This window comes from Pseudomonas sp. ASL7 (genome assembly GCF_056680375.1).
This window is the reverse complement of the sequence record NZ_CM155279.1, coordinates 5,389,847-5,412,470: the sequence shown is the minus strand read 5'-3', so window position 1 is coordinate 5,412,470 and position 22,624 is coordinate 5,389,847. Positions and strand designations below refer to the sequence as shown.

Below are 22,624 nucleotides of genomic sequence, written 5' to 3'. Positions count from 1 at the left end.
AGGACGTTAACGACATGCAGGTAGAAAGTTTTTTCGAATGGCTCGGCCAGGCACTCGGCACAGTCATCCGCTTTATCGTTGACGGTCTCAGTGGCTTGTTCAATGCCCTGAGCCACGCCGGCAGCAACTTTGTCGACGGATTGTCCCGGACGTTGGGGATGGACACTTCGATCATCAGCATCATCGCTTTGGTTATTGGGTTGATGCTGTTGTGGTCGGCGATTCGGGCGTTCATGAATGCGTCGATCATCATGGGGATCATCTGGTTGCTGCTGGGTTTGTGGTTGTTGAGCTGGATCATCCACTAACCCCGCCATTCCTTGTAGGAGTGAGCTTGCTCGCGAAAGACTTAAGAGCAACGCGTTTATTCAGGATGAACGCGTTATCGTTAACGTTCTTCGTCGGAACGCCGCCCGGAGCAAGCTCGCTCCTACAGGGTTGCAAATGTCCCGCTACAATGCCCGCTCCCCCAAGGAGCCTGCATGTCCAATCTAATCGCCGACTGGCGCGACCGCCCTACCCATCGTCGGGTCTGGGCGCTGGCTGCGCCGATGATTCTTTCGAATATTTCCGTGCCGCTGGTGGCGCTGGTCGATAGCACAGTCATCGGCCATTTGCCCCATGCCCACCAGTTGGGCGCGGTCGCGGTCGGGGCCAGTCTTTACACCTTTCTTGCCTGGGCCATGGGCTTCCTGCGCATGGGCACGACCGGTTTCGCCGCCCAGGCCGCCGGGCGTGACGATGGTGCGGCACTGCGGCAGATTTTGCTTCAGGGTCTGTTACTGGCCATGGGGCTGGCGCTGGTGTTGGGAGCATTAGGTGTGCCGTTGAGCAGTGTTGCGCTGCACTTCATGCAACCCTCGGCAGCACTGGATCAGCTAACCCGCGAGTTTTTCCACACCCGGTTGTTCGGTTTGCCGGCTGCGCTGGCCAGCTATGCGTTGGTTGGCTGGTTCCTCGGCACGCAGAACGCGAGGGCGCCCCTGGCAATTCTATTGAGCACCAACCTGGTCAATATTGCTTTGAACCTGTGGTTCGTCCTCGGACTGGATTGGGGCGTCGTCGGTGCCGCGCGGGCCTCGGTGATCGCCGAATGGACGGGCGCACTGATCGGTTTGCTGATGACTCGCAAGGCACTGCGCGCCTACCCCGGCCACATTGCCTGGGCCGCCTTGGCGTTGTGGCAGAGCTGGCGCCCATTGCTGGCGGTCAACCGCGACATTTTCATTCGCAGCCTGGCGCTGCAATCGGTGTTTTTCCTGATTACCGTGCAGGGCGCCCGGCTGGGTGATGCCACCGTCGCCGCCAATGCGCTGCTGCTCAACGGCTTGCTGCTGACCGCCCACGCGCTTGATGGCTTGGCCCATGCCGTGGAGGCTCTGTGCGGGCATGCCATCGGCGCTCGCGACCGTGATGCCCTGCGTCGCTCCCTGGTGGTGGCCTGCGGCTGGTCGTTACTGGCGAGTCTGGGATTTGCCGCACTGTTCCTGTTCGCCGGGCACCTGTTCATCGAGATGCAGACCAATATTCAGAGCGTGCGCGACACGGCGTTCATCTACCTGCCTTACCTCGCCGCGCTGCCGCTGATTGCCGTCTGGAGCTACCTGCTCGACGGGCTGTTCATCGGCGCCACCCGCGCCCGGGAAATGCGTAACGGCATGCTGCTGACGGTGGCGCTGCTGCTGCCGTTCGCCTGGGCGCTGCAAGGTCTGGGCAATCATGGGCTGTGGATAACTTTTCTGTTGTTCATGTTGCTGCGCAGCCTGACCCTCGGCGCATTTGCCTGGCTGCTGCGCAAAAATGACGGCTGGTTCGCCAGTCAGGCTCACTGAGCCAGCATGGCACTCAAGGTTGATCGCTTTGCCAGCGTTTGCGCAGGTTATCCAGACGTTCCTGCGGAGTCAGCCCTGACAAAGGTTGTATCAGCGGGGCTCGGGGGTGCTGCAAGCGCAGCCATAACCACCCATCGAGCACCGGCCGTTCGCTGAACCCCAACGCCAGACCCTCCTGAACCCGGGACCACAAACTGCTGTAATCGGCTCCGGTCGATTGGCTCCATTGCCAGGCATGGTGCTCCAGCAGACAGGTTTGCAGTTTTTCCTGCTGACGAGGGTTGAGTATTTCTTCGACCTCCAATGGGCTGACGGCAAGCCCCGGATTGATCAACTGCTGCCAGCCCTGACTGCCGATCGCGCGGTCCGCCCAGGTCCCGCCGAACCAGCGCAACTGGCTGATCGGCCCCAGCCAACGGCTCAGCTCCAGCGCATCGCAAGCATCGAAAAAGTAACTGGCAGTCTGCGGGTTGTAGTAACTCAATAACGCCCGATGATGCACGCCGACAGTGACCGTGAGCATGCGGCGCAAATGTGCCAGCAACTGCGCCGGGGATGCCTCACTGACCAGCAGCAGCCCGCGCCAGATGTGCGACTCGCGGTGGCACAACTCGGCCAGCGCCGGGCATGCCCGAAGGTTAACCAGGAGCGGTCCTTGTTCACGTAGCGCCTGCAACTCCGTGCCATCGAACAACCAGAACCGGGGGACCTGCGCAAATGACTGTTGCAGGGTTGCCCCCGCGAGTGGCGCCCCCGGTCCATCCAGCAACAGCCATTGCGGGCTCGCGGCGATCATGCCGCACCGCTCTGACCAAGCCGCGTCGCCACCCGGCACGTGCAAACGGCCAGTGGGCAATGGCTGAAACTGCCGCCACCGGGCAACAGGCACAGCAACGACAATGGCTCGCCCGATCGCAGTAAGCCCAGCAGGCCTCCGACGGGCGGACAATCCTCAGTCGGCCTCGGCGCCTGCGCTTCTTCGAGCGGTGACGGAGCGTGAAGAAAACCGGTGATCAACGGCTGATCCGGATCACCTTCGATGAAGCTCACCACCACCTCGATGCCCTCACTCAATTGCGCAACGGTTGCGGTGCCGAGCCCTGCGGCCAACGGCAGCCAACAGTGACTGGCCGTGGCACCCTCGCCCTGATAGAGCCAGTCAAACTGCACGGCAACTGGCCTGGATGAATCGGGCGTTTGCTCATTGACATCGACCACCCAGGCCCTTTGCAGGCTGTGCATCCGTGGCTTCTCTGCAGAATGGGACGAGACGAAAGGTTGCGTCCAATGAAGGGCGCGGATCTGGTTGCTGTAACAATCTTCAGCGCCCAAGTGCTCGACATGGGTCAGCAGCCAGCGATGATTGCAGTGGGCGAGGGGGTGGTCAGACAGCGGCATCAACTGACCACTGCGCAACGTCGGCAGATCCGAACGCCCTTCGGCACGCTGCGAGGTGAGTTGTACCGCCTGAAGCTCGAACTGCCGCACCGCCGGTTGCTCGCGCTCGGCGTGGAAGTCGGCGCGGTCACCGAGCGGAAAATGGCCCTGACCATCACCAAAAACCACGCAGTGTCCTCGCGGCCCGTGCTCGAAGCGGTAGTGAAGCCGATGATGGGCGCACAACCGCTGCAGAAATTGCAAATCCGATTCCCGGTACTGTGTGCAGAAATCACGAGGTGGGTAGTCGCCGCTCAGCTCGAAGCGCCGATGCTTGCCGACGATGCCGTGCTCGATGAGCACTTGATCCAGGATGTCTGGCACCGAACGCCCGCTGAAAATTCGCTGACTGAAACGCTGCGCCAGGCAAGTCAGCTTCGGCCCAAGACGCGCGCGGCAGAGCCTGGCAGCCGAGCCGTGCTCACGCTGGACGAGTTCATGCAAGAGTCCGTGAAAACCGTTGCCCTGCGGCCCGAAGCGTAAAAAAACCGGGCGGTACAGCAGGCGGGCAAGGTCGAGCGTCGGGTCATCGATCAGCAGATCCACATCGAACACAAACGGTTCGCTGATGGCTTCTCTACCGGTAAAGCCCAAGACTTCAAAGGAGTCAGGCAGACCTGCTACATCCAGACGAAATGAAGGTTCGTTGACTGGATCGAACATCGGCGATTCTCTACAGGAGGGACGGCTGGGGATTCTCGCTGAGAGACATGGCCGAGTAGAGTGCCGAAGTACAACTTAGGAAATGGCCTACGCAAAAAGAGGACCATCTGGCTTTAATTGCCGGGAGCGTAGGGTATTTCGCTTGGAAAAAGAGATCCGTCGCACCAGGTCATCTGAAATTTCCGCTGCGCGCGGAACATTTTCAGACAACCTGATGAGAGCGGTGACTTACCTCAAGAAGACAGGTAAGAGGAACGGGTCAGCCCCAGACGCAATGCGTCGAGGAACTGGATGCGCTCGGCAGCGGTGATGCGGGCATTGGCGCACTTGTCGCGGTAGTGTGTCATCAGTTCTTCCGGCGACAAGTGCACGTAACGCAGCATGTCTTCGATGGTGTCGTGGGTTTCGATACCCGCGTGGTACGCACTGCCGTCGGCATTCTGGTAGATGTTCACCGAGTCGGTGTCACCGAACAGGTTGTGCATATCGCCGAGAATTTCCTGGTAGGCACCGACCAGGAACACACCCAGCAAGTAATCCTCACCTTCGTTCAGCGCGTGCACCGGCAGACTTGTTTCGATGCTCTGCTCGTCGACGTACTGGTTGATCTTGCCGTCGGAGTCGCAGGTCAGGTCCTGCAGCACCGCACGACGCATTGGCTCTTCGTCGAGACGGTGCAACGGGATGATCGGCAGCACCTGGCCGATGGCCCAGGTATCCGGCAGGCTTTGGAATACCGAGAAATTGCAGATGTACTTGTCTGCCAGCTTGTCGTTGAGCTCGTCCAGCACCTGACGGTGGGAACGCTGACGTGCCTTCAACGAGTTGTGCAGGCGACGGCATACGGCGAAGTAGCACTGCTCGGCCAGGGCTTTCTCGGCCAGGGTCAGCTTGCCATCGGCGTACTGGGCGGCGATATCGCTCATGTAGTGCGTGGCGCGCCAGTAGGTTTCGGTGACCATCTCGATGTCGGTGGGACCCAGCAGGTCCACCAGCCACTGCACGGTTTCCGGCAGTGCTTCCTTGTTTTCGATTTGTGGCACGTCGTCGTTGTGTTTCTCGACATCGGTCACCTGGATCACCAGCATGGCGTGGTGGGCCGTCAGGGAACGGCCGCTCTCGGAGAAGATGTTCGGGTGCGGCAGGCCCTGCGCATCGCAGAACTCCTTGAGCATCCCGACCACGACACCAGCGTAATCGTCCATGTCGTAGTTGATCGAGCTGGCGTTACGCGAGTGCGTACCGTCGTAGTCCACGCCCAGGCCGCCGCCGACGTCGATGTGATCGACCGGCAGGCCGAGGTTGCGCAGTTCACCGTAGTAACGAATCGCCTCCTTGAAACCGTGTCGATAGTCATCGAGGTTGGCGATCTGCGAACCCATGTGGAAGTGCAACAAGCGAATGCCCTGGTCCAGGCCGGCAGCGCGGAAACGCTCGACCACCGACATTAACTGCGCCGCTGACAGACCGAACTTGGATTTCTCGCCACCGGTGTCCGCCCACTTGCTTGATGCCAGGGACGACAGACGCACGCGCAGGCCAACCTGTGGCTTGACCTTCAGCGCCGCCGCTTCTTCGATCACCAGGCCGACTTCGGATTCTTTCTCGATCACGATGAACACGTTGTGACCAAGTTTCTGGCCCATCAGCGCCAGACGGATGAACTCGCGGTCCTTGTAACCATTGCAGACGATAGTGCCGCCCTTCGGCGCCAGTGCCAGCACGGCCAGCAGCTCAGGCTTGGACCCTGCTTCCAGACCGATGGAGACGTCCTGGGTGGCGATGATGTTCTCGATCACCGCTTCTTGCTGGTTCACCTTGATCGGGTACAGCGCGGTGTACTTGCTCTGGTATTCCAGGCGTTCGATGTTGGCATCGAAGGCACCGGTCAGCTGACGCACGCGGTCTTGCAGGATATCCGGGAAACGCACCAGCAATGGCAAGGACAGGCCACTTTTGCGCAACTGGTCGACTTGTTCGAACAGGTCGATAGGTGGACTGGTCGGACCGTTCGGACGAACTTCGACGCGACCGGCGTCATTGATCGCGAAATACCCGGCCCCCCAATGGCGAATCCCGTAAACACTGCGGCTGTCCGCAACTGTCCATTGGCTGCCATCGTCTTTGCGTGTGCGTCGTACGGACATTGAAGTCCCCTATAAAGAAGTCATGGTGCGTCGCCTGGGTTCAGGCCGGCGCAGTCTAAAGAATGAAAATGACGATTAGCCTGCATGCAAGGGGCATAGACCTCACATTCAGCGCTGAGTTTAGAACCGGTCAGAACAGGCTCTGTGAAAACCATGTAGACGACGCCAGTCCTGAATGCTCAGGGCCGGATCAAGCCGAGGGTGGTTTTCACAGAAGCTGCTAGCCGCCGGACTTCTTCGCTTTGAAACCGAGTTTGATCAGCTCGCCCAAGAGTAGCTCGACATGATCGCCCTGGATTTCGATGATTGCGTCTTTCAATGCTCCGCCGGTCCCGCAACGTTTCTTCAACGTCGTGGCCAGTTCCTTGAGCGCGTCTTCAGCCAACGGCACGCCGGTGATGGTCGTCACCGTCTTGCCGCCACGGCCCTTGCTTTCTCGACGCACGCGAGCAATGCCGTCGCCAGTCGGGATAACGGTCTGTTTGCAGATGCAGGCATCCACCGGTTTACTGCATTCCGGGCAATGACGACCTGCGTCGGTGGAGAATACCAAGCCACCAAGGGCGGCGAAGGATGCGGCTTTTTTGGCCACCGGCAATCCTCTTGGGAGGACAAAGACTGGTCGCGGCAACTTGGGCAAGTGCCATCGACCGCGAAGCCCCACTCAGGCAGGGGCAGCGCTACTGAAACGGTGAAACCTTGTAGGAGCGAGCTTGCTCGCGATGGTCGTCAACGATAACGCGTGCATTCAGAATGTACGTGTCGTCCATTCGTTCTTCGCGAGCAAGCTCGCTCCTACACGATACGCTTCCGTAGGAGCGAGCTTGCTCGCGATGGTCGTCAACGATAACGCGTGTATTCAGAATGTACGCGTCGTCCTTGCGATTTTCGCGAGCAAGCTCGCTCCTACAAAATGCAATGCCGGTTCAGTTTGAAAAGGTCGCGCAGTGTAACGGCAAAAAGCCGACTTGCTAAGAGCTAATCGACGCCAATTTACACCTCTTTTGCGACGTCCTCGCCACGAGCCCGGAGATAGCGCTTCAACGCGGCCAGAGAGTCCGGGCAATAAGGCTTCTGCGTGATTTCCAGCATGACCTGATCGATGGGGATAAAGCGCGCTTCCAGCACTTCTTCGGGCTGCAGGATCAACGGACCGTCCCACACCGCCGAAAATGCCGAACACCACAGGCGATTGCCGGTGTCTTCGAAAAAGAAATGGTCATGGGCGGTCAACTCCACCCCGCTAACGCCCAACTCTTCCTCCAGCTCCCGGGCGGCCGATTCGGCGTAGGTTTCGCTGGCGAGCACCATGCCCCCCGCCGCCACGTCCCAGAAACCGGGATAAATGGCTTTGCTCAGGGTCCGTCGATGCACACACAGCTCACCGGCCGAATTGAACAGCATGATGTAGGTACCGCGCCCGATCAGCCCGCGCTCGCGCAAGTCGGATCGGACCAGGGCACCGAGCAGGTTGTCCTGCTCGTCGACCCAGGCGATCTGTTCGGCATCCGAGGCCGCGCGATGGGCGGCCTCTTTGGCGTTATCGACCATGACTCAGCCCTGATTGAGCAGTTGACGCAGATCGATCACCGCCGCGTTGGCCCGGGAGATGTAGTTGGCCATAACCAGCGAGTGGTTGGCCAAAATCCCGAAACCGCTGCCATTGAGGATCATCGGGCTCCAGACCGGCTCTTGCGAGGCTTCCAGTTCACGAATGATCTGCCGCACGCTGACGGTGGCGTTCTTCTTCGCCAGTACGTCGGCGAAGTCGACTTCGATGGCGCGCAGCAAATGGGACAAGGCCCAAGCCTGACCGCGAGCTTCGTAGAACACGTTGTCGATTTGCATCCACGGGGTTTCGACGATTTCTTCTTCGACTTGCGGTACCTGGCCCGGCATCAGGACTTCGGTTTTTAGCGAGGTGTTCAGTTTGACCCGGCCAACGCTGGCCGACAGCCGTTGCGACAACGAGCCCAAACGGGTGCCCACATCGCCCAGCCAGTTGTTCAGGTTGTCGGCGCGGGCATAGAACAACGCGTTTTTTTGCGTAGGATCAGACAGGCGCGCCTGATAGCGGCTCAGGGAATTGATGCCTTCCTGATACTCGGACTCACTGGAAGGCAGCACCCAGCTCTTGTTGTCGAAGTTGAAACGCGGCTCGGCCTTGGCCAGATCGGCATCTTCGGCCGATTGCGATTGCGAGCGGGCGAAGTCCTTGCGCATGGCTCGCGTCAGGTCACGGACCTGGACCAGCACGCCATACTCCCAGCTCGGCATGTTATCCATCCACAACCCCGGCGGGAAACGGTCGTTGGAAATATAGCCACCCGGTTTGTTCAGCAGCGTACCGGCGACGGTCTTGAGGGTTTCCACCGTGGTGTAGCCGATGACCATCTGCTTGCCTTCTTTCTCGGCCGCCAACTGGGCATTCTGCTGAACCGGAAACAGCGCAGGCTCCTCGCTCCAGTACCAGCCCAGACCGATGGTCACCAGCAGATACAGACCAATCAACGTGGCCAGCGCCCGGCTGAACAAAACGCCACCTATATAAGTACGGGCAGCCGATTTTGGTTCAGCTGCGCGTTCAGGCGCGCGGCCCGCGCGATTCTTCCAGTCCAGCATGGCGATATCCTTTCAATCACTTGAGTTCGTCGGTTCGACTACAACCATACAACAACGTGCCTTGACCGGCACCCGCCGCTGGGCTTATCCCGAAAATTATCGACTAAACCGACGACAACCGCTGCCAATGAACTCAAGCGTCCAGCCCGCGCTAAACGGCGATCACCCTCATTGAAACCTGCCGCACCTCGGCCGGCATAAAAAGATGGGCGATGCCTTCGCCGTCGGTTTTGCGCTGGAGGGTAAGCCCGTCCACGGTTGCAATGTAGCGCTGCTGCACCAGCGGCTCGAGGGTTTCGCTATCAATCAGGCGGAAGATCCTCGGCGACCGGGCGGGCTGGGGCGACGGGTTTCTCATTAGCGCCATGACTTTCTGATCAAAGGTTGGCACTGGAGTCGGCCAGTCACTGTAGTCGGCTTCAGCCCTGATCAACCACCACTCGCCCCGCTCAATCTGGTCGAGTACCTCGCTGTCGATATCGATCAGCAACCCGGCACGCAACGCGTCCAGGCCATCGATGGGTTGCCGGTCGAGCAACGCCTGGTGCACCAGATCCAAAGCTTGCTCACTGGCATAAGCCTGTTGGCGCTCCCACGCGGACAGTTGAAAGTCGTTGACCAGCCTCATGCCTGCGCCTCAGCGTTCCATTCGTCGGAGCCCATGGTCCGGCTGATCTCATGCCGCCAATAGATCCGCCGGTAACTGAAGTGGACCTTTTCCAGCTGAGTCAGGTGAGCAGAACCGGGGTCCTGACAGTGCGGCATCAGCACTTCGGCGCCGATGATGACCGCGTCTTCAAGCTCTATGGTGTAGAAATGTTCCTGCACTCCTCGGGCCGAGGTGCGATACCACTCGACGCGGCATTTGCTGAGCAGCTCCCCTGAACACATAGCGATGTTAATCAGCGGCGACGACTTGTCGATGGCCTTGGTGACGATCAAGGGCTTGTGCATCCGGCGCCCCGCTCCCGCCCCTTTGGGCACGAAAATACCATGGCTCAGGGCCTGAACCATGATCTGGTCTTCACGCCCCAACTGGTAAATGTTGCCCACCGATGCTTCAGTGAAGGCACCTGCGCTGATCAAGCCTTGTCTTTCACCGTGGAGGGTCATGAAGACGGGAGTTGGCATGGTGGGGCTCCTTTGGTTTTTGTGGGGAATAAGGGGGTGTCCGGAATGGATTGATCCAATTCGATTTGATCTTCTTCGTCCCCATCTTCTGCGAAAGGCGTCCACGGCTTGCCGATCGACAGAGTGATGAGGTAGCGCTCTTCGTCGGGTCGCTTGTCATATTTGAAACGGTGCATGTGCATCGTGACTTGATATTTTTTGCCAGCCTTCCAGTAGACCGATCCTCCTTTATTCACGTCTCGCAACTGCGCTCGCCATTCAGGCGTGTCGGCAAAGGGTGGATAGCGTTTCCTCCCGGCCACCCTCCATCCGCCCCCGCGCCACTGGTCTTGCAAATCCAGAGCTACCTTCAGGGCGTCATCGAGCAGCAACGGCACAACCTGTGGGGACATGCGGATACTGCCAACGACATTGTCGTCAAATACAACAGTGAAAAAGCGCGCTCTCGGTGTGACGAATTCGTACTGAGGATCGATGAATCGAAGCCGTGCATCCGTGTAGGGAATGCCCATCCAGACATGCCCGGGCACCATCGGGCTGAAGCGGACTGAAGAATGCTTGCGCAAGGTTTCATAGGTACCGCCCATCTCCAATGCGATTACCGGCTCTTGCGATAGAGACTCAACTAACTGATTCGTAGCCACCCCTATCAGGGCAGCCAGAAGCAGCAAACCTGCCCCAAGCTTCCAGCGGCCAATACCTTGCCGCACATTCATCGTATTCCCTGCCCTGATGCGATCTCGGTGATCGACTGCTCCACCACACTACGGCTTGTGTCATTGAGCATCTGATCAAAGCGCGCTGCAGCCCGAAATACGAAAGGCATTCGCTGCTTGATATCCGATAAGTCCGCCAGCGGGCTGTTGCTGAAACCAATGGTGCGTCCGTCATCAACACGCTGGCATTGGCTGGAGAGCGTCAACTCAATTGCCTGGGCCACGCCAGAAGGAAAACCGGTCACATAAAAAGCATGGTTGCCACGCAGCAAAGCCACCAGTTGGCCGTTCTGATAAATCGTGGGCTGTAGAATATTTTGCTGCTCATGCCAGGCTAAATGCTCGACACTCTTGGCAATGTCCCCTGCCTCAATCGCCTCAAACCCCCGCAAAATATCGATGTACTCCATCCCGAACTTCAGCTTTTCCTGCCCCACTGGCCACAGCACAGGGAACTTCGGGTGCCCGTAAATACCCTTCCGGGCGTCCAGGCACTGCTTCAACTCCTTCAACCCACGCTTCGCATAAAACTCATGCAGCGGAAAAACATCCAGAAACAGCGTGGTATTCCCCAGCGCCATCATGTCGTGCACATGCCGGAATTGTTGCTGGAGCAACGACAACTCCTCCCCCGCTGGACGAAAATCCACAGAGGGCACAGGATTACGCGCATCCGCTTCCTTATAGTCACGCAACCCTTTCGCCTGTTCGGACATCCTGTCCGGAGTCAACAAACCGTGCTCTCGGCGGCTAGCGCGCAATCGCTGCCGCGCGTCATGCTCATCACGAATGAGTTCGACACTGTCCGCCGCATGCAGCAATCCACAGCCGACCTGCTTGGAGGCAAACGCCGCCAGCCCGGCCCACTGAAAACGCGGGTCATGCAGCCACAATCGGGCGTAAGCGGCGTTGATCGCGCGGTTGCGCTCCACCGGATCGGCAATCAACACACCGTTAGGTGCGACTATCTTTTCCGCTTCGCGCTGGTAGATACGCCAAAGGCAGGCACACGTAAGGATCGGCACGTCGGTAACAAGCGTCTTGCTGCCATAAAGCCGTACCTCTTTACATTCGCAGTCAGCAACAGGCGTGCTGTTGTGGTACAGGCGCTGGTCATCGCTAGGGTGCTGTTCGAAACACTGGGTCATGATTTGCAGATGGCTTCTAGGGGAATCCCTGAACCCTATCAGTCGCTTGCCGCGCCCGAAGCACCCTGCCGAAAAATCAGAAATCCCTGACAGACGAGGGTCGTCGGGCAGAAGGCAGTTGCGCGGATATAAATAGGAAGCGTCCTTAAACACCCTATCTGCTGGCTGCTACCGGCCAGCGACAAATCAAACCAGACCAGCCAGTCAGAAACTGAATCACGTCGCACTACAGTTTATTGACTTACGACACTCATCCCATTGAAAAGAGGTGCTAGCATAGAGCCACTAGTCGATCTCAGCATTTACCCTAACCAGTAGTCAGGATATGACCGAGCCAGAAGACCCCAGCCGTGAGCGCCTCAAGCACCACTTTGCCCAGCGGGTAATTCATCAGGCACGTCAAATTCTTGAGATATGGCAGCGTCTGCAACGCAGCGAGTGGTCCAGCACTGACTTACTGGAACTGAGCGAGGCCAATCTGCGTCTGCTGCGTTTCGCCGAACGTTTCGAACAACCGGAACACACTCAACTGGCGCGCCACATCAGCCAGTCACTGGAGGCGGTCGACGCCAATCGCGGGCGCCTGAGCAGCGGGCTGATCACCGACCTCAATCGTTTGATGCAGCGCCTGTCGCGTACCGGCTTGCGCCATGGCGATCAGTTCGAACAAACCTTCCTGCCGCCGCTGCGCAAGCCGATCTACGTGATGCTGCAGGATCATGACCGTGCCGAACGCCTGGCCAAACAACTGGAATTTTTCGGGCTCAGCGCCCAGGCGCTGGACAGTGTCGCGGCGTTCCGCTCCTCGATGGTCGAGCGATTGCCCGCAGCGATCGTCATGGACGTGGACTTCGGCGGTGCCGGCATCGGCCTGAAACTGGCCGCCGAAGCCCAGGAAGGTCTCGACCATCAATTGCCGCTGTTGTTCTTCAGCCTGCACGAAACCGATACCCCGACCCGCCTTGCCGCGGTGCGCGCCGGCGGTCAGGAGTTCCTGACCGGCACCCTCGAAGCATCGAGCCTGCTGGAGAAAATCGAGGTCCTGACCTGCGTTGCCCAGTACGAGCCTTACAAAGTGCTGATCATCGACGACTCCCGCGCCCAGGTCCTGCATACCGAACGTCTGCTCAACAGTGCCGGGATCGTCACGCGAACCCTGATAGAACCGATTCAGGCCATGGCCGAACTGGCGGACTTCCAGCCGGACCTGATCATCCTCGACATGTACATGCCAGCGTGCACCGGCACTGAACTGGCCAAGGTGATTCGCCATAACGACCGCTATGTCAGTGTGCCGATCATCTACCTGTCGGCGGAGGACGATCTGGACAAGCAACTCGACGCCATGAGCGAGGGAGGCGATGATTTCCTGACCAAACCGATCAAGCCCCGGCACTTGATCACCACCGTGCGCAACCGCGCGGCACGGGCACGCAATCTGAAGGCGCGGATGGTCCGCGACAGCCTCACCGGTTTGTACAACCACACCCACATTCTGCAATTGCTTGAAGACTGCTCGTTCCGCGCCAGACGCGAAAGCAAGCCGCTGAGCTTTGCGATGCTCGACATCGACCACTTCAAACGCGTCAACGACAGCCATGGCCACCCCATGGGTGACCGCGTGATCAAGAGCCTGGCGCTGTTCCTCAAGCAACGGCTGCGCAAGACCGATTTTATTGGTCGTTACGGCGGTGAAGAATTCGCCATTGTCATGCCGGACACCGATCTGGAATCGGCCTACAACGTGCTGAATGAAATCCGTCAACGCTTTGCCGAAATTCACTACCCTGCTCAGCCCCATGATCTTTGGTGCACCTTCAGCGCTGGCGTGGTGGAACTGTGCGAACACTCCGATAGCCTGTTGATGGCCAGCCAGGCAGACGAAGCGCTCTATCGCGCCAAGGACGCCGGACGTAATCGCGTCCAGGCCGCGCGGACGTCAAAGCAAAGTGCCACTTTTTCATCGAAAACGATCGATTCAGTCATAACCCTGTAACACAAACGCAATAACTTCAGGTACTTACCATTCTGCCGTTGGTAGTCCCGCGATGCGCCTGAAGCTGCTGACCAATCTCAACACCCTCCTTTTAGTCGCCGTGTGCTTGGCCCTCGGCGCTACGCTGTGGTGGTCACAAAAAGCCCTCGAACGCCCCTATCTATTGATGGAGCGTTACCTCGGGTTGTCCCAGCAATTTCAAAATGAAGTCGCGCGAAACATCGAGGATTACCTCGCCAGCGGTGATGCCCTGCGCCTGAGTAGTGCCAGCCAGGCCATCGACGGTCTGCAACAGGAACTTGCAGAGTTGCCGCCGGCCTTGGCCGACACCTTGCGGCCCAGCCTGTCGACCCTCGAAGAATTCAGCAAAACCGACTTGCTCGCGGCCGGTAAACTGGCGGGCGACCCCCAAGCGCTACTGCTGCAAGCTGAACGCGAACTTGGTGCCAGTCTCGATCAGCTCAGCCAATACGCCAGCACCAACCCGAGCTACCTGACACCGCTGCTCTCGGCCTCCCAGCACCTGGGCAAACTGTCCCTGGCCCGGGACAAACTGGTCAGCAGTGGTCGCAGCGAACTGGCGGCCGATGTCGAGCGCGAAGTCGCCAACATCCGCACTCAGGCTGAACAGCTGGGCGCCCTGCCGTTACTCGGCGTGACCACCAGCAGTGAATCGGGCAAGGATGATTTTGCCGCGTTGATGGGCCTGGAGAACGCTGAAAAAACCGTCGCCGAAGATGCCGGCGTCGGCCTCAAGCGTGAGCTCAACAGCCTGCTGACGCGCTATCCGGCAGAACTGGCCCGCACTCGCGATCAGATTCAGAAACGCGCCGACCTCAGCACCGCCACTCACCAGAAAATCGCCGCCGTGCAACAGGCCATCGCCGGACTGGAACCCGTGGTTCGCGCCCAGCACGGGCAAATCCAGAGCGAAGTTCGACTGATGCAGGGGGTCATGATCGGCCTGATTCTGCTCATTGCATTGTTGATCGATACCCTGCAACGACGCTTGGCGCGGACGCTGACCAACCTGGCGCCCGCCCTTTCGACCTGGGCCGAGGGAGACTTCAGTCGGGACATTGAACTGGGCAAGACCAACCGCGAACTGCATGACATTCAAGCCTCGCTCAATCGTCTGCGTGCCTATCTGGTCGATCTGGTCGGGACCATTCGCCTCAATGCCGAACAGGTCGCCGGCAGCAGCCGGACCCTGGCCGAACTGAGCAATGACCTGCACAGTGGCGCCGAACATCAGGCCGGCGACACCGCGCTGATCCGCGATTCCCTCGGCGAGCTGGAAGCGACCATCCAACAAGTTGCCGGCGATGCCAGCCAGGCGGCCGACGCCAGCCGCCATGCCGGACTGGCGGTGGAACACGGCCAGAAAGTCATCGGCCTGAGCCTCACCGGGTTGCATGCGCTGGTGGGTGAAGTGCAAGGCAATGCGCAGATGATCGAACACCTGGCCGAGGAGTCAGCGACCATCGGCGGCGTGTTGACGGTGATCCGCTCGATTGCGGACCAGACCAACCTGCTGGCCCTGAACGCCGCCATCGAAGCGGCCCGCGCCGGAGAAATGGGCCGAGGGTTTGCGGTGGTGGCTGAAGAGGTTCGGTCATTGGCACAACGTACCGCTGGCGCCACTGCAGAAATCCAGGTCCTGATCGCCGGTCTGCAAACCGCTGCGCGGCAGTCGGTAGAAGGCATGCGCGCCCAGGTTGAACACGCCGAAGCTACGGCCAATCAGGCCCAGGCCGCCGATGGCGCGCTGGATAAAATCGTTGGCGCCATCCAGACCATTGCCGACACCGCCGTGCGCATTGCCGATGTCACTGCACAGCAGAGTGGCGCGGTCAGCGAGATCCGCGATCACAGCGAACGTATCCACACGCTGGGCGGGGACAATTTGCTGAGGATTGGCGAGGGGCGCGAACAAGGGGAGAATTTGTTGGTGTTGGGTGGACGACTTCACACAGCCGTGCAAGCTTTCCGCGTCTGATAGACCGCCATCGCGAGCAGGCTCGCTCCCACATTTGATTTGTGCATGACACAGATCCAATGTGGGAGCGAGCCTGCTCGCGAAGGCGCCAGAACAATCACCGCAAAACTCCCACCCCTGCACACCCCGCGACTGTCCGCTATCATGCCCCCAATTCCGATACGCGAGATTGTCATGCGCCGTTTGCTCTGCCTGCTGCTTTTAGTGCTCGCCCTGCCGGCTTCCGCCGCCGGCTTGCTGGACAGTCGACCCAGTACAACGCTGGGATCGATCAATAACAGCGCCGACTTTCTGCCGGTGCGCCAAGCCTTTCAGTTGAGCCTGGTAGACAGCACGCCACAAACGATCAAATTGCGCTTCGTCGCGACCGAGGGATACTACCTCTATCGGCATCGCTTTCAGTTTCGAGCCGATCCAGCCGATGTCGGCCTTGGGGCCGCACAACTGCCCCCGGGCGAAAAAAAGCACGATGAGTATTTCGGCGACGTCGAGGTCTACCACGGCATTCTCGATGTAGAACTGCCGCGCACCGATCAACGCCCCTTCACCCTGGCTGTCACCTATCAGGGCTGCGCCGACAAAGGCCTGTGCTACCCGCCAGAGACCGAGCGCCTGAGCATCGATGGCAACGGCGCCAACAGCGGCGCCCCAGGCAAAAACTGGAGCTGGCGCGAACTGGCTGTGTTCTTCCTCGCAGGCCTGGGCCTGACCTTCACACCGTGCGTGCTGCCCATGCTGCCAATCCTGTCTGGCGTGGTATTGCGTGGGCAGGTCGGTGGTTTGCGCGGCTTCAATCTATCACTCGCTTACGTGCTGCCAATGGCCGCATGCTTCGCCCTGCTCGGGGCGCTGATGGGGATGTTCGGCGCCCAGCTCAATCTTCAGGCGCGGCTGCAATCGGCCTGGGTGCTGGTGCCGTTCGCGTTGTTTTTTGCGGTGTTTGCGTTGGCGATGTTCGGCGTCTTCGAACTCAAGCTGCCGCATGCAATCAGCAGTCGACTGGACCGGATCGCCGGCCGCACCGAAGGCGGCTCGCTGTGGGGCGCAGCCGTGTTGGGCGTAGTGTCCAGCCTGCTGGTTTCGCCTTGCGTTTCGGCACCGCTGGCCGGTGCGTTGCTGTACATCAGTGCCAGCGGCGATGCGCTGGGAGGTGGGTTAAAACTGTTCATGCTCGGTCTCGGCATGGGCGCGCCGCTGTTACTCGTGGCCACCGGTGGCGCCGCCTGGCTGCCGAAAAGCGGGCCGTGGCTGGTCTATGTAAAAAACGCGATCGGCGTATTGTTACTGGGGTTGGCGATCGGGTTGCTCAGTCGCGTATTGCCGGGGCAAATCACTTTGCTGCTGATCGGCTTGCTGGCCGGTGGTGTCGGGTTATTCATGGGCGCGCTGGAATTCGTCTACAAACCGCCTCGAAAACGTCTCGGCCAACTGCTCGGGATGTTCCTGCTTTTTTACGCGCTGGCCTGCTGGTACGGAGCGTTCAGCGGTCAGACCGATCCGACCAATCCGATTGGCCAGCCCCGCAATGTTGCCGAAAGTACGCAAGACACCAGTGACTGGCAAACCGTCAGCACCCCGTCAGACCTGGACAGTGCCCTCGCTGACGCCCAATCGTCTGGCACCCCGCTGTTGCTCGACTGGTACGCCGACTGGTGCATCAGCTGCAAAGTCATCGAGCATGAAGTGCTCAACGACGCGAAGGTCATCGAACGCCTCAAGGGCTATCGGTTGATCCGTTTCGACATCACCGCCAGCAACGCCGAACAACGTGCCCTGCTGGACCGCTACAAGCTGTTCGGCCCTCCGGCGCTGATGTTTTTTGGCAAAGATGGTGTCGAACGTACCGATGTGCGGGTGATCGGCGAAATCAACGCAACGGACTTCGCCGAACGTGTTGCGAAAGCAAATGACCGCATTTAACTACCCAGTCATAAATTTTTCGCAAACATCGGTCATCGTGCTGGCTATTGCAGAGAACTGGACAGTCACAAAGGCTTTGCGGCATAGTCGCCGGGCTCTGACAATTGCACACAGATAACAAGGAACAGCAGATGGCGACCTTATTGGTTCTGCACGGACCCAACCTGAACTTGCTCGGCACCCGCGAACCGGGCGTCTACGGGGCAACCACCCTGGCGCAGATCAATCAGGATCTGGAGCGCCGTGCCCGTGAAGCCGGCCACCATTTGCTCTACCTGCAAAGCAATGCCGAGTACGAATTGATCGACCGCATCCACGCCGCTCGCGGCGAAGGTGTCGACTTCATTCTGATCAACCCAGCAGCTTTTACGCATACAAGTGTCGCATTACGTGACGCGCTGCTGGCGGTGAGCATCCCATTCATCGAAGTGCATTTGTCTAACGTGCACAAACGCGAACCTTTCCGCCATCACTCTTACTTCTCCGACGTAGCGGTGGGAGTGATCTGCGGCCTTGGCGCCAGCGGTTATCGACTGGCCCTGGAGGCCGCACTAGAGCTGCTTGAAAGACAGGCAACGGCTTGAACAACAAGCGTAACGCCCCTGACCGACCCTTGGGAGTTGATGATTCATGGATATCCGTAAAGTTAAGAAACTGATCGAATTGCTGGAAGAGTCCGGCATCGACGAGCTCGAGATCAAGGAAGGCGAAGAGTCCGTACGCATCAGCCGTCATAGCAAGACCCCGGCTCAGCAGTACTATGCACCGGCTCCAATGCAGGCTCCGGCGCCTGCGCCAGTGGCCGCTGCTCCGGTTGCCGCTGCTGCTCCTGCGGCACCCGCTGCCCCTGTTCTGAACGGCAACGTTGCCCGTTCGCCGATGGTCGGCACGTTCTATCGCAAATCCTCGCCGTCTTCGCCTTCCTTCGTTGAAGTTGGCCAGACCGTGAAGAAAGGCGACACCCTGTGCATCGTTGAAGCGATGAAGATGATGAACCACATCGAAGCTGAAACCAGCGGTGTGATCGAATCCATCCTCGTCGAAGACGGCCAGCCGGTTGAGTACGACCAACCGCTGTTCACCATCGTTTGAACCGCGGAGAGCCTTTGATGACTGCGAAGTTGGAAAAAGTTCTGATCGCCAACCGCGGTGAGATTGCCCTGCGGATCCTGCGCGCCTGCAAAGAGATGGGCATCAAGACTGTCGCCGTTTACTCCAAGGCCGACAAAGAATTGATGCACCTGGGCCTGGCAGACGAATCCGTCTGCATCGGTCCGGCATCGGCCGCTCATTCTTACCTGCACATTCCGGCAATCATCGCCGCGGCTGAAGTGACCGGCGCTACTGCCATCCACCCAGGCTACGGCTTCCTTGCGGAAAACGCCGACTTCGCCGAACAGGTCGAAAAGTCCGGTTTCGCGTTCATTGGCCCGAAAGCCGACACCATTCGCCTGATGGGCGACAAGGTATCGGCCAAGCACGCCATGATCGCTGCTGGCGTTCCAACCGTTCCGGGTTCCGACGGCCCGCTGCCTGAAGACGAAGAAACCGCTCTGCGCATTGGTCGTGAAGTCGGTTACCCGGTGATCATCAAAGCCGCTGGCGGCGGTGGTGGTCGCGGCATGCGCGTTGTGCATAAAGAAGAAGACCTGATTTCCTCGGCGAAACTGACCCGCTCCGAAGCCGGTGCGGCGTTTGGCAACCCGATGGTCTACCTGGAAAAATTCCTGACCAACCCACGTCACGTGGAAGTCCAGGTGCTTTCCGATGGCCAGGGTCACGCGATCCATCTGGGCGACCGCGACTGCTCGCTGCAACGTCGTCACCAGAAGGTTCTCGAAGAAGCGCCGGCACCGGGCATCGACGAGAAAGCACGCGCCGAAGTCCTCGCACGCTGCGTCAAGGCTTGCATCGACATCAATTACCGTGGCGCGGGGACTTTCGAGTTCCTGTACGAGAACGGCGCGTTCTATTTCATCGAAATGAACACCCGCGTTCAGGTTGAGCACCCGGTGTCGGAGATGGTCACTGGCATCGACATCGTCAAGGAGATGCTGAGCATCGCCGCTGGCAACAAGTTGTCGTTCACCCAGGAAGACGTGGTTATCCGCGGCCACGCGCTGGAATGCCGGATCAACGCCGAAGACCCGAAGACCTTCATGCCGAGCCCGGGCACGGTCAAGCATTTCCACGCGCCAGGCGGCAACGGCGTTCGCGTCGATTCGCACCTGTACAGTGGCTATGCCGTTCCGCCGAACTACGATTCGTTGATCGGCAAGCTGATCACCTACGGTGCAACCCGTGACGAAGCCATGGCGCGCATGCGCAATGCACTGGACGAAATCGTTGTCGACGGGATCAAGACCAACATCCCGCTGCACCGCGATCTGGTCCGCGATGAAGGCTTCTGCAAAGGCGGAGTCAACATCCACTACCTGGAACACAAGCTGGCTGGCGACAAGCACTAAGCTTTAGCCCGATCAACAAAGCCGCCTTCGGGCGGCTTTGTTGTTTCTGGAGATTTCATGCGGACTGCAACATACCCCCGTAGCAGCTGGCGAAGCCTGCGTTCGGCTGCGCAGCAGTCGTAAAACCTGAGTGCACGGTCTTCCTGAAACAACACACGGTCTGGATTGACGACTGCTGCGCAGCCGAACGCAGGCTTCGCCAGCTGCTACAGATTGCGTCGCGACTGAACTGAATGGCATTAAGGCTCGCCCACTCCCACAAAACCTCCGCGCTCGCGTAAACTTGCGTGCTTATCGTAGCCCGCCAGGCTGCAATCAATATTTTTCAAAGGTGCCCGCCATGCCTTGGCTGCAAGTCCGTCTCGCCATCAGCCCAGAACAAGCCGAAACCTACGAAGACGCTTTCCTTGAAGTGGGCGCCGTGTCGGTGACCTTCATGGACGCCGAAGATCAGCCGATCTTCGAACCGGAACTCAATACCACCCCGCTGTGGTCTCACACTCACCTGCTGGCTCTGTTCGAAGGCGGCACCGAAGCCGCCAGCGTATTGGCCCACCTTGAGTTGCTGACCGGCAGTCCGCTGCCCGAGCATCACAGCGAAGTCATCGAAGACCAGGATTGGGAGCGCAGCTGGATGGACGGCTTCCAACCGATGCGTTTTGGCCAGCGCCTGTGGATCGTCCCGAGCTGGCACGCCGCGCCGGAGCCTGATGCAGTGAATCTGCTGCTGGATCCGGGCCTGGCGTTCGGCACCGGCACTCACCCAACCACAGCGCTGTGCCTGGAATGGCTCGACGGCCAGGATCTCAAAGGCTGCAACGTGCTGGACTTCGGCTGCGGCTCGGGGATTCTGGCGATTGCTGCCTTGCTGCTGGGCGCCAAGGAAGCCGTCGGCACCGACATCGACGTGCAGGCGCTGGAGGCCTCCCGCGACAACGCCGGACGCAACAACATCGCCGAAGCCTTGTTCCCGCTCTATCTGCCAGAAGACTTGCCGCAGGTTCAGGCTGACGTGCTGGTGGCGAACATCCTCGCCGGCCCGCTGGTTTCCCTGGCGCCGCAACTGTCCAGCCTGGTCAAGCCCGGCGGTCGTTTGGCGCTGTCGGGCATCCTCGCCGAACAAGGCGAAGACGTCGCCAAAGCCTACGCTCAGGACTTCGATCTGGACCCGATTGCCAATCGCGATGGCTGGGTGCGCATTACCGGCCGTCGGCGCTAGAATGGACGCCTGCATAAACCGGATCGCCGCATGACCGACAGCTTCGTCACTCAGTGCCCGCATTGCCAAACCAGCTTCCGTGTCAGCCATGCTCAGTTGAGCGTGGCCCGCGGAGTGGTTCGTTGCGGCTCGTGCTTGCAGGTGTTTAACGCCGCCAAGCAATTGCTTGAGCAGGCCGGCAAGGAAGCGGTTGTGCCAACCGCACCGCCCATCGTCGATGCGCCGGAGCAACGGGCCATCAGCCTGAAGCAATGGACCGCCGCCGAACTGGATCTGGACAGCCTGGACCTGGACGAAGAACTCGCGCGCCTCGAACAGCGGGAAATCCAGCCGACCACCGAATTCGGCCGGCACCGCGAAGACAGCCTGAGTGCTCATCGAGATAATCCCGAGACCGAAGAACCCTGGTCCGACAGCCTGTTCAGTGAGTCAGCGGCCGATCGCGCACAGGCCGCTGAAGACGACTTGCCGGAACTGGAACTCGAGCCGAGCCAACACGAGCGCACCGAACCTTCGCTGTCGCTTGAGCCGGTGGAACTGGATGACGGGCCTCTGCCTCCGCAGTTGCGCCTGCACGATCCACTCGACACCCCAATTCATCACGAACGGTTGTCGGCAACCGACGAGATCGACGACGACCTGCCTTCCATCGCCCCCCTGCGCAAGCGCCGCGAACGCAGTGAACCGGCCGTACATGCCGAAGTGCTGCAGGACCTGACCGATGATCCGCTGCAACTCGATTGGCAAAAGCGCCGCTCCCCCTGGGGCCGCCGGTTTTTCTGGCTGCTGCTGATCCTGCTCGGGGCCGCCGGTCTTGTCGGTCAATACGTCGCCTACCATTTCGACGAACTGGCGCGCCAGGACCAGTACCGTCCGTGGTTCCAGCAACTGTGCCCGCAAATCGGTTGCACGGTGCCGTCCAAAGTCGACATTGCGAAAATAAAAAGCAGCAACCTGGTGGTTCGCAGCCATCCGGATTTCAGTGGAGCCCTGGTGGTCGATGCGATTATCTATAACCGTGCGCCCTTCTCTCAGCCCTTCCCGCTGCTGGAGCTGCGCTTTGCTGACCTCAATGGCCATCTGATTGCCAGCCGCCGGTTCAAGCCCGGCGAATACCTCAACGGTGACCTCGAAGGCATGGCTGAAATGCCTCCGCAAACGCCGATCCACATTGCACTGGATATTCTCGATCCAGGCCCAAAAGCGGTGAACTACAGCCTGAGCTTTCATTCGCCCGAGTGAAACGCCCCGCTGATCAGGGTTGATGGCGACATTCTGACTTTACCCGCGCGAACCAAACCGCTGGCAATAACAGAATAACTGTTC

The 22,624-nt window shown here is 59.5% G+C and carries 20 protein-coding genes; 10 read left to right on the top strand and 10 right to left on the bottom strand.

Features of this window, described 5'->3' with window-relative positions:
* The first annotated feature begins 14 nt into the window (after positions 1-14).
* Together AC1MDT_RS24975 and AC1MDT_RS24970 are read left to right on the top strand one after the other, a co-directional pair.
* The gene (locus AC1MDT_RS24975) at positions 15-308 is read left to right on the top strand and encodes a hypothetical protein (RefSeq protein WP_480419413.1); all 294 of its coding nucleotides are present in this window, start codon (positions 15-17) and stop codon (positions 306-308) included.
* Positions 309-482: 174 nt separating this feature from the next.
* The gene (locus AC1MDT_RS24970; protein ID WP_480419412.1) at positions 483-1,832 is read left to right on the top strand and encodes an MATE family efflux transporter; all 1,350 of its coding nucleotides are present in this window, start codon (positions 483-485) and stop codon (positions 1,830-1,832) included.
* A gap of 13 nt (positions 1,833-1,845) precedes the next feature.
* Here the strand turns inward: AC1MDT_RS24970 and AC1MDT_RS24965 are convergent, their stop codons facing one another.
* The 10 genes from AC1MDT_RS24965 to AC1MDT_RS24920 form a co-directional block, all read right to left on the bottom strand.
* On the bottom strand, positions 1,846-2,628 hold the full coding sequence (locus AC1MDT_RS24965) for a DUF4123 domain-containing protein (protein ID WP_480419411.1): 783 nt from the start codon (positions 2,626-2,628) through the stop codon (positions 1,846-1,848).
* Positions 2,625-3,932, bottom strand: coding sequence for a contractile injection system protein, VgrG/Pvc8 family (locus AC1MDT_RS24960; RefSeq protein WP_480419410.1), 1,308 nt, complete (start codon positions 3,930-3,932; stop codon positions 2,625-2,627). The genes AC1MDT_RS24965 and AC1MDT_RS24960 overlap by 4 nt, the downstream gene beginning before the upstream one ends.
* A 233-nt stretch (positions 3,933-4,165) precedes the next feature.
* The gene (speA, locus tag AC1MDT_RS24955) at positions 4,166-6,079 is read right to left on the bottom strand and encodes an arginine decarboxylase (RefSeq protein ID WP_480419409.1); all 1,914 of its coding nucleotides are present in this window, start codon (positions 6,077-6,079) and stop codon (positions 4,166-4,168) included.
* A gap of 220 nt (positions 6,080-6,299) precedes the next feature.
* Positions 6,300-6,671: a translation initiation factor Sui1 gene (locus AC1MDT_RS24950; RefSeq protein ID WP_414908858.1), complete on the bottom strand. Its 372-nt coding sequence runs from the start codon at positions 6,669-6,671 to the stop codon at positions 6,300-6,302.
* Positions 6,672-7,072: 401 nt separating this feature from the next.
* Positions 7,073-7,630 (bottom strand): NUDIX hydrolase, encoded by a 558-nt coding sequence (locus AC1MDT_RS24945; protein ID WP_480419408.1) that lies wholly within the window; start codon positions 7,628-7,630, stop codon positions 7,073-7,075.
* A 3-nt stretch (positions 7,631-7,633) separates the two neighbouring features.
* Positions 7,634-8,701: a DUF2333 family protein gene (locus AC1MDT_RS24940; protein WP_480419407.1), complete on the bottom strand. Its 1,068-nt coding sequence runs from the start codon at positions 8,699-8,701 to the stop codon at positions 7,634-7,636.
* A 151-nt stretch (positions 8,702-8,852) separates the two neighbouring features.
* Positions 8,853-9,329, bottom strand: a complete 477-nt coding sequence (locus tag AC1MDT_RS24935; RefSeq protein ID WP_480419406.1) for a hypothetical protein — start codon at positions 9,327-9,329, stop codon at positions 8,853-8,855.
* The gene (locus AC1MDT_RS24930) at positions 9,326-9,832 is read right to left on the bottom strand and encodes an Hcp family type VI secretion system effector (RefSeq protein WP_480419405.1); all 507 of its coding nucleotides are present in this window, start codon (positions 9,830-9,832) and stop codon (positions 9,326-9,328) included. Before AC1MDT_RS24930 ends, AC1MDT_RS24935 begins: the two co-directional genes overlap by 4 nt.
* A complete protein-coding gene (locus AC1MDT_RS24925; protein ID WP_480419404.1) occupies positions 9,811-10,548 on the bottom strand; it encodes a hypothetical protein in 738 nt (245 codons plus the stop codon). Before AC1MDT_RS24925 ends, AC1MDT_RS24930 begins: the two co-directional genes overlap by 22 nt.
* Positions 10,545-11,696: a DUF2515 family protein gene (locus tag AC1MDT_RS24920; protein ID WP_480422866.1), complete on the bottom strand. Its 1,152-nt coding sequence runs from the start codon at positions 11,694-11,696 to the stop codon at positions 10,545-10,547. The genes AC1MDT_RS24925 and AC1MDT_RS24920 overlap by 4 nt, the downstream gene beginning before the upstream one ends.
* Before the next feature lie 325 nt (positions 11,697-12,021).
* Here AC1MDT_RS24920 and AC1MDT_RS24915 point away from each other — a divergent pair, with 325 nt between their 5' ends.
* The 8 genes from AC1MDT_RS24915 to AC1MDT_RS24880 all read left to right on the top strand — a co-directional run bounded on the left by AC1MDT_RS24915 (position 12,022) and on the right by AC1MDT_RS24880 (position 22,540).
* Complete coding sequence (locus tag AC1MDT_RS24915; RefSeq protein WP_480419403.1) at positions 12,022-13,692, top strand: diguanylate cyclase; 1,671 nt, start codon at positions 12,022-12,024, stop codon at positions 13,690-13,692.
* A gap of 52 nt (positions 13,693-13,744) precedes the next feature.
* Positions 13,745-15,691: a methyl-accepting chemotaxis protein gene (locus AC1MDT_RS24910; RefSeq protein ID WP_480419402.1), complete on the top strand. Its 1,947-nt coding sequence runs from the start codon at positions 13,745-13,747 to the stop codon at positions 15,689-15,691.
* A gap of 174 nt (positions 15,692-15,865) precedes the next feature.
* Complete coding sequence (locus AC1MDT_RS24905) at positions 15,866-17,611, top strand: protein-disulfide reductase DsbD (protein WP_480419401.1); 1,746 nt, start codon at positions 15,866-15,868, stop codon at positions 17,609-17,611.
* A 131-nt stretch (positions 17,612-17,742) separates the two neighbouring features.
* Positions 17,743-18,195, top strand: coding sequence for a type II 3-dehydroquinate dehydratase (gene aroQ, locus AC1MDT_RS24900; protein WP_480419400.1), 453 nt, complete (start codon positions 17,743-17,745; stop codon positions 18,193-18,195).
* A gap of 46 nt (positions 18,196-18,241) precedes the next feature.
* Positions 18,242-18,703: an acetyl-CoA carboxylase biotin carboxyl carrier protein gene (accB, locus tag AC1MDT_RS24895; RefSeq protein WP_480419399.1), complete on the top strand. Its 462-nt coding sequence runs from the start codon at positions 18,242-18,244 to the stop codon at positions 18,701-18,703.
* Between the two features lie 17 nt (positions 18,704-18,720).
* Complete coding sequence (accC, locus tag AC1MDT_RS24890) at positions 18,721-20,079, top strand: acetyl-CoA carboxylase biotin carboxylase subunit (protein WP_480419398.1); 1,359 nt, start codon at positions 18,721-18,723, stop codon at positions 20,077-20,079.
* A gap of 340 nt (positions 20,080-20,419) precedes the next feature.
* A complete protein-coding gene (prmA, locus tag AC1MDT_RS24885; protein ID WP_201115066.1) occupies positions 20,420-21,298 on the top strand; it encodes a 50S ribosomal protein L11 methyltransferase in 879 nt (292 codons plus the stop codon).
* A gap of 30 nt (positions 21,299-21,328) precedes the next feature.
* Entirely contained in the window at positions 21,329-22,540 is a 1,212-nt protein-coding gene (locus tag AC1MDT_RS24880) for a DUF3426 domain-containing protein (protein WP_480419397.1), read from the top strand.
* Positions 22,541-22,624: the final 84 nt, after the last annotated feature.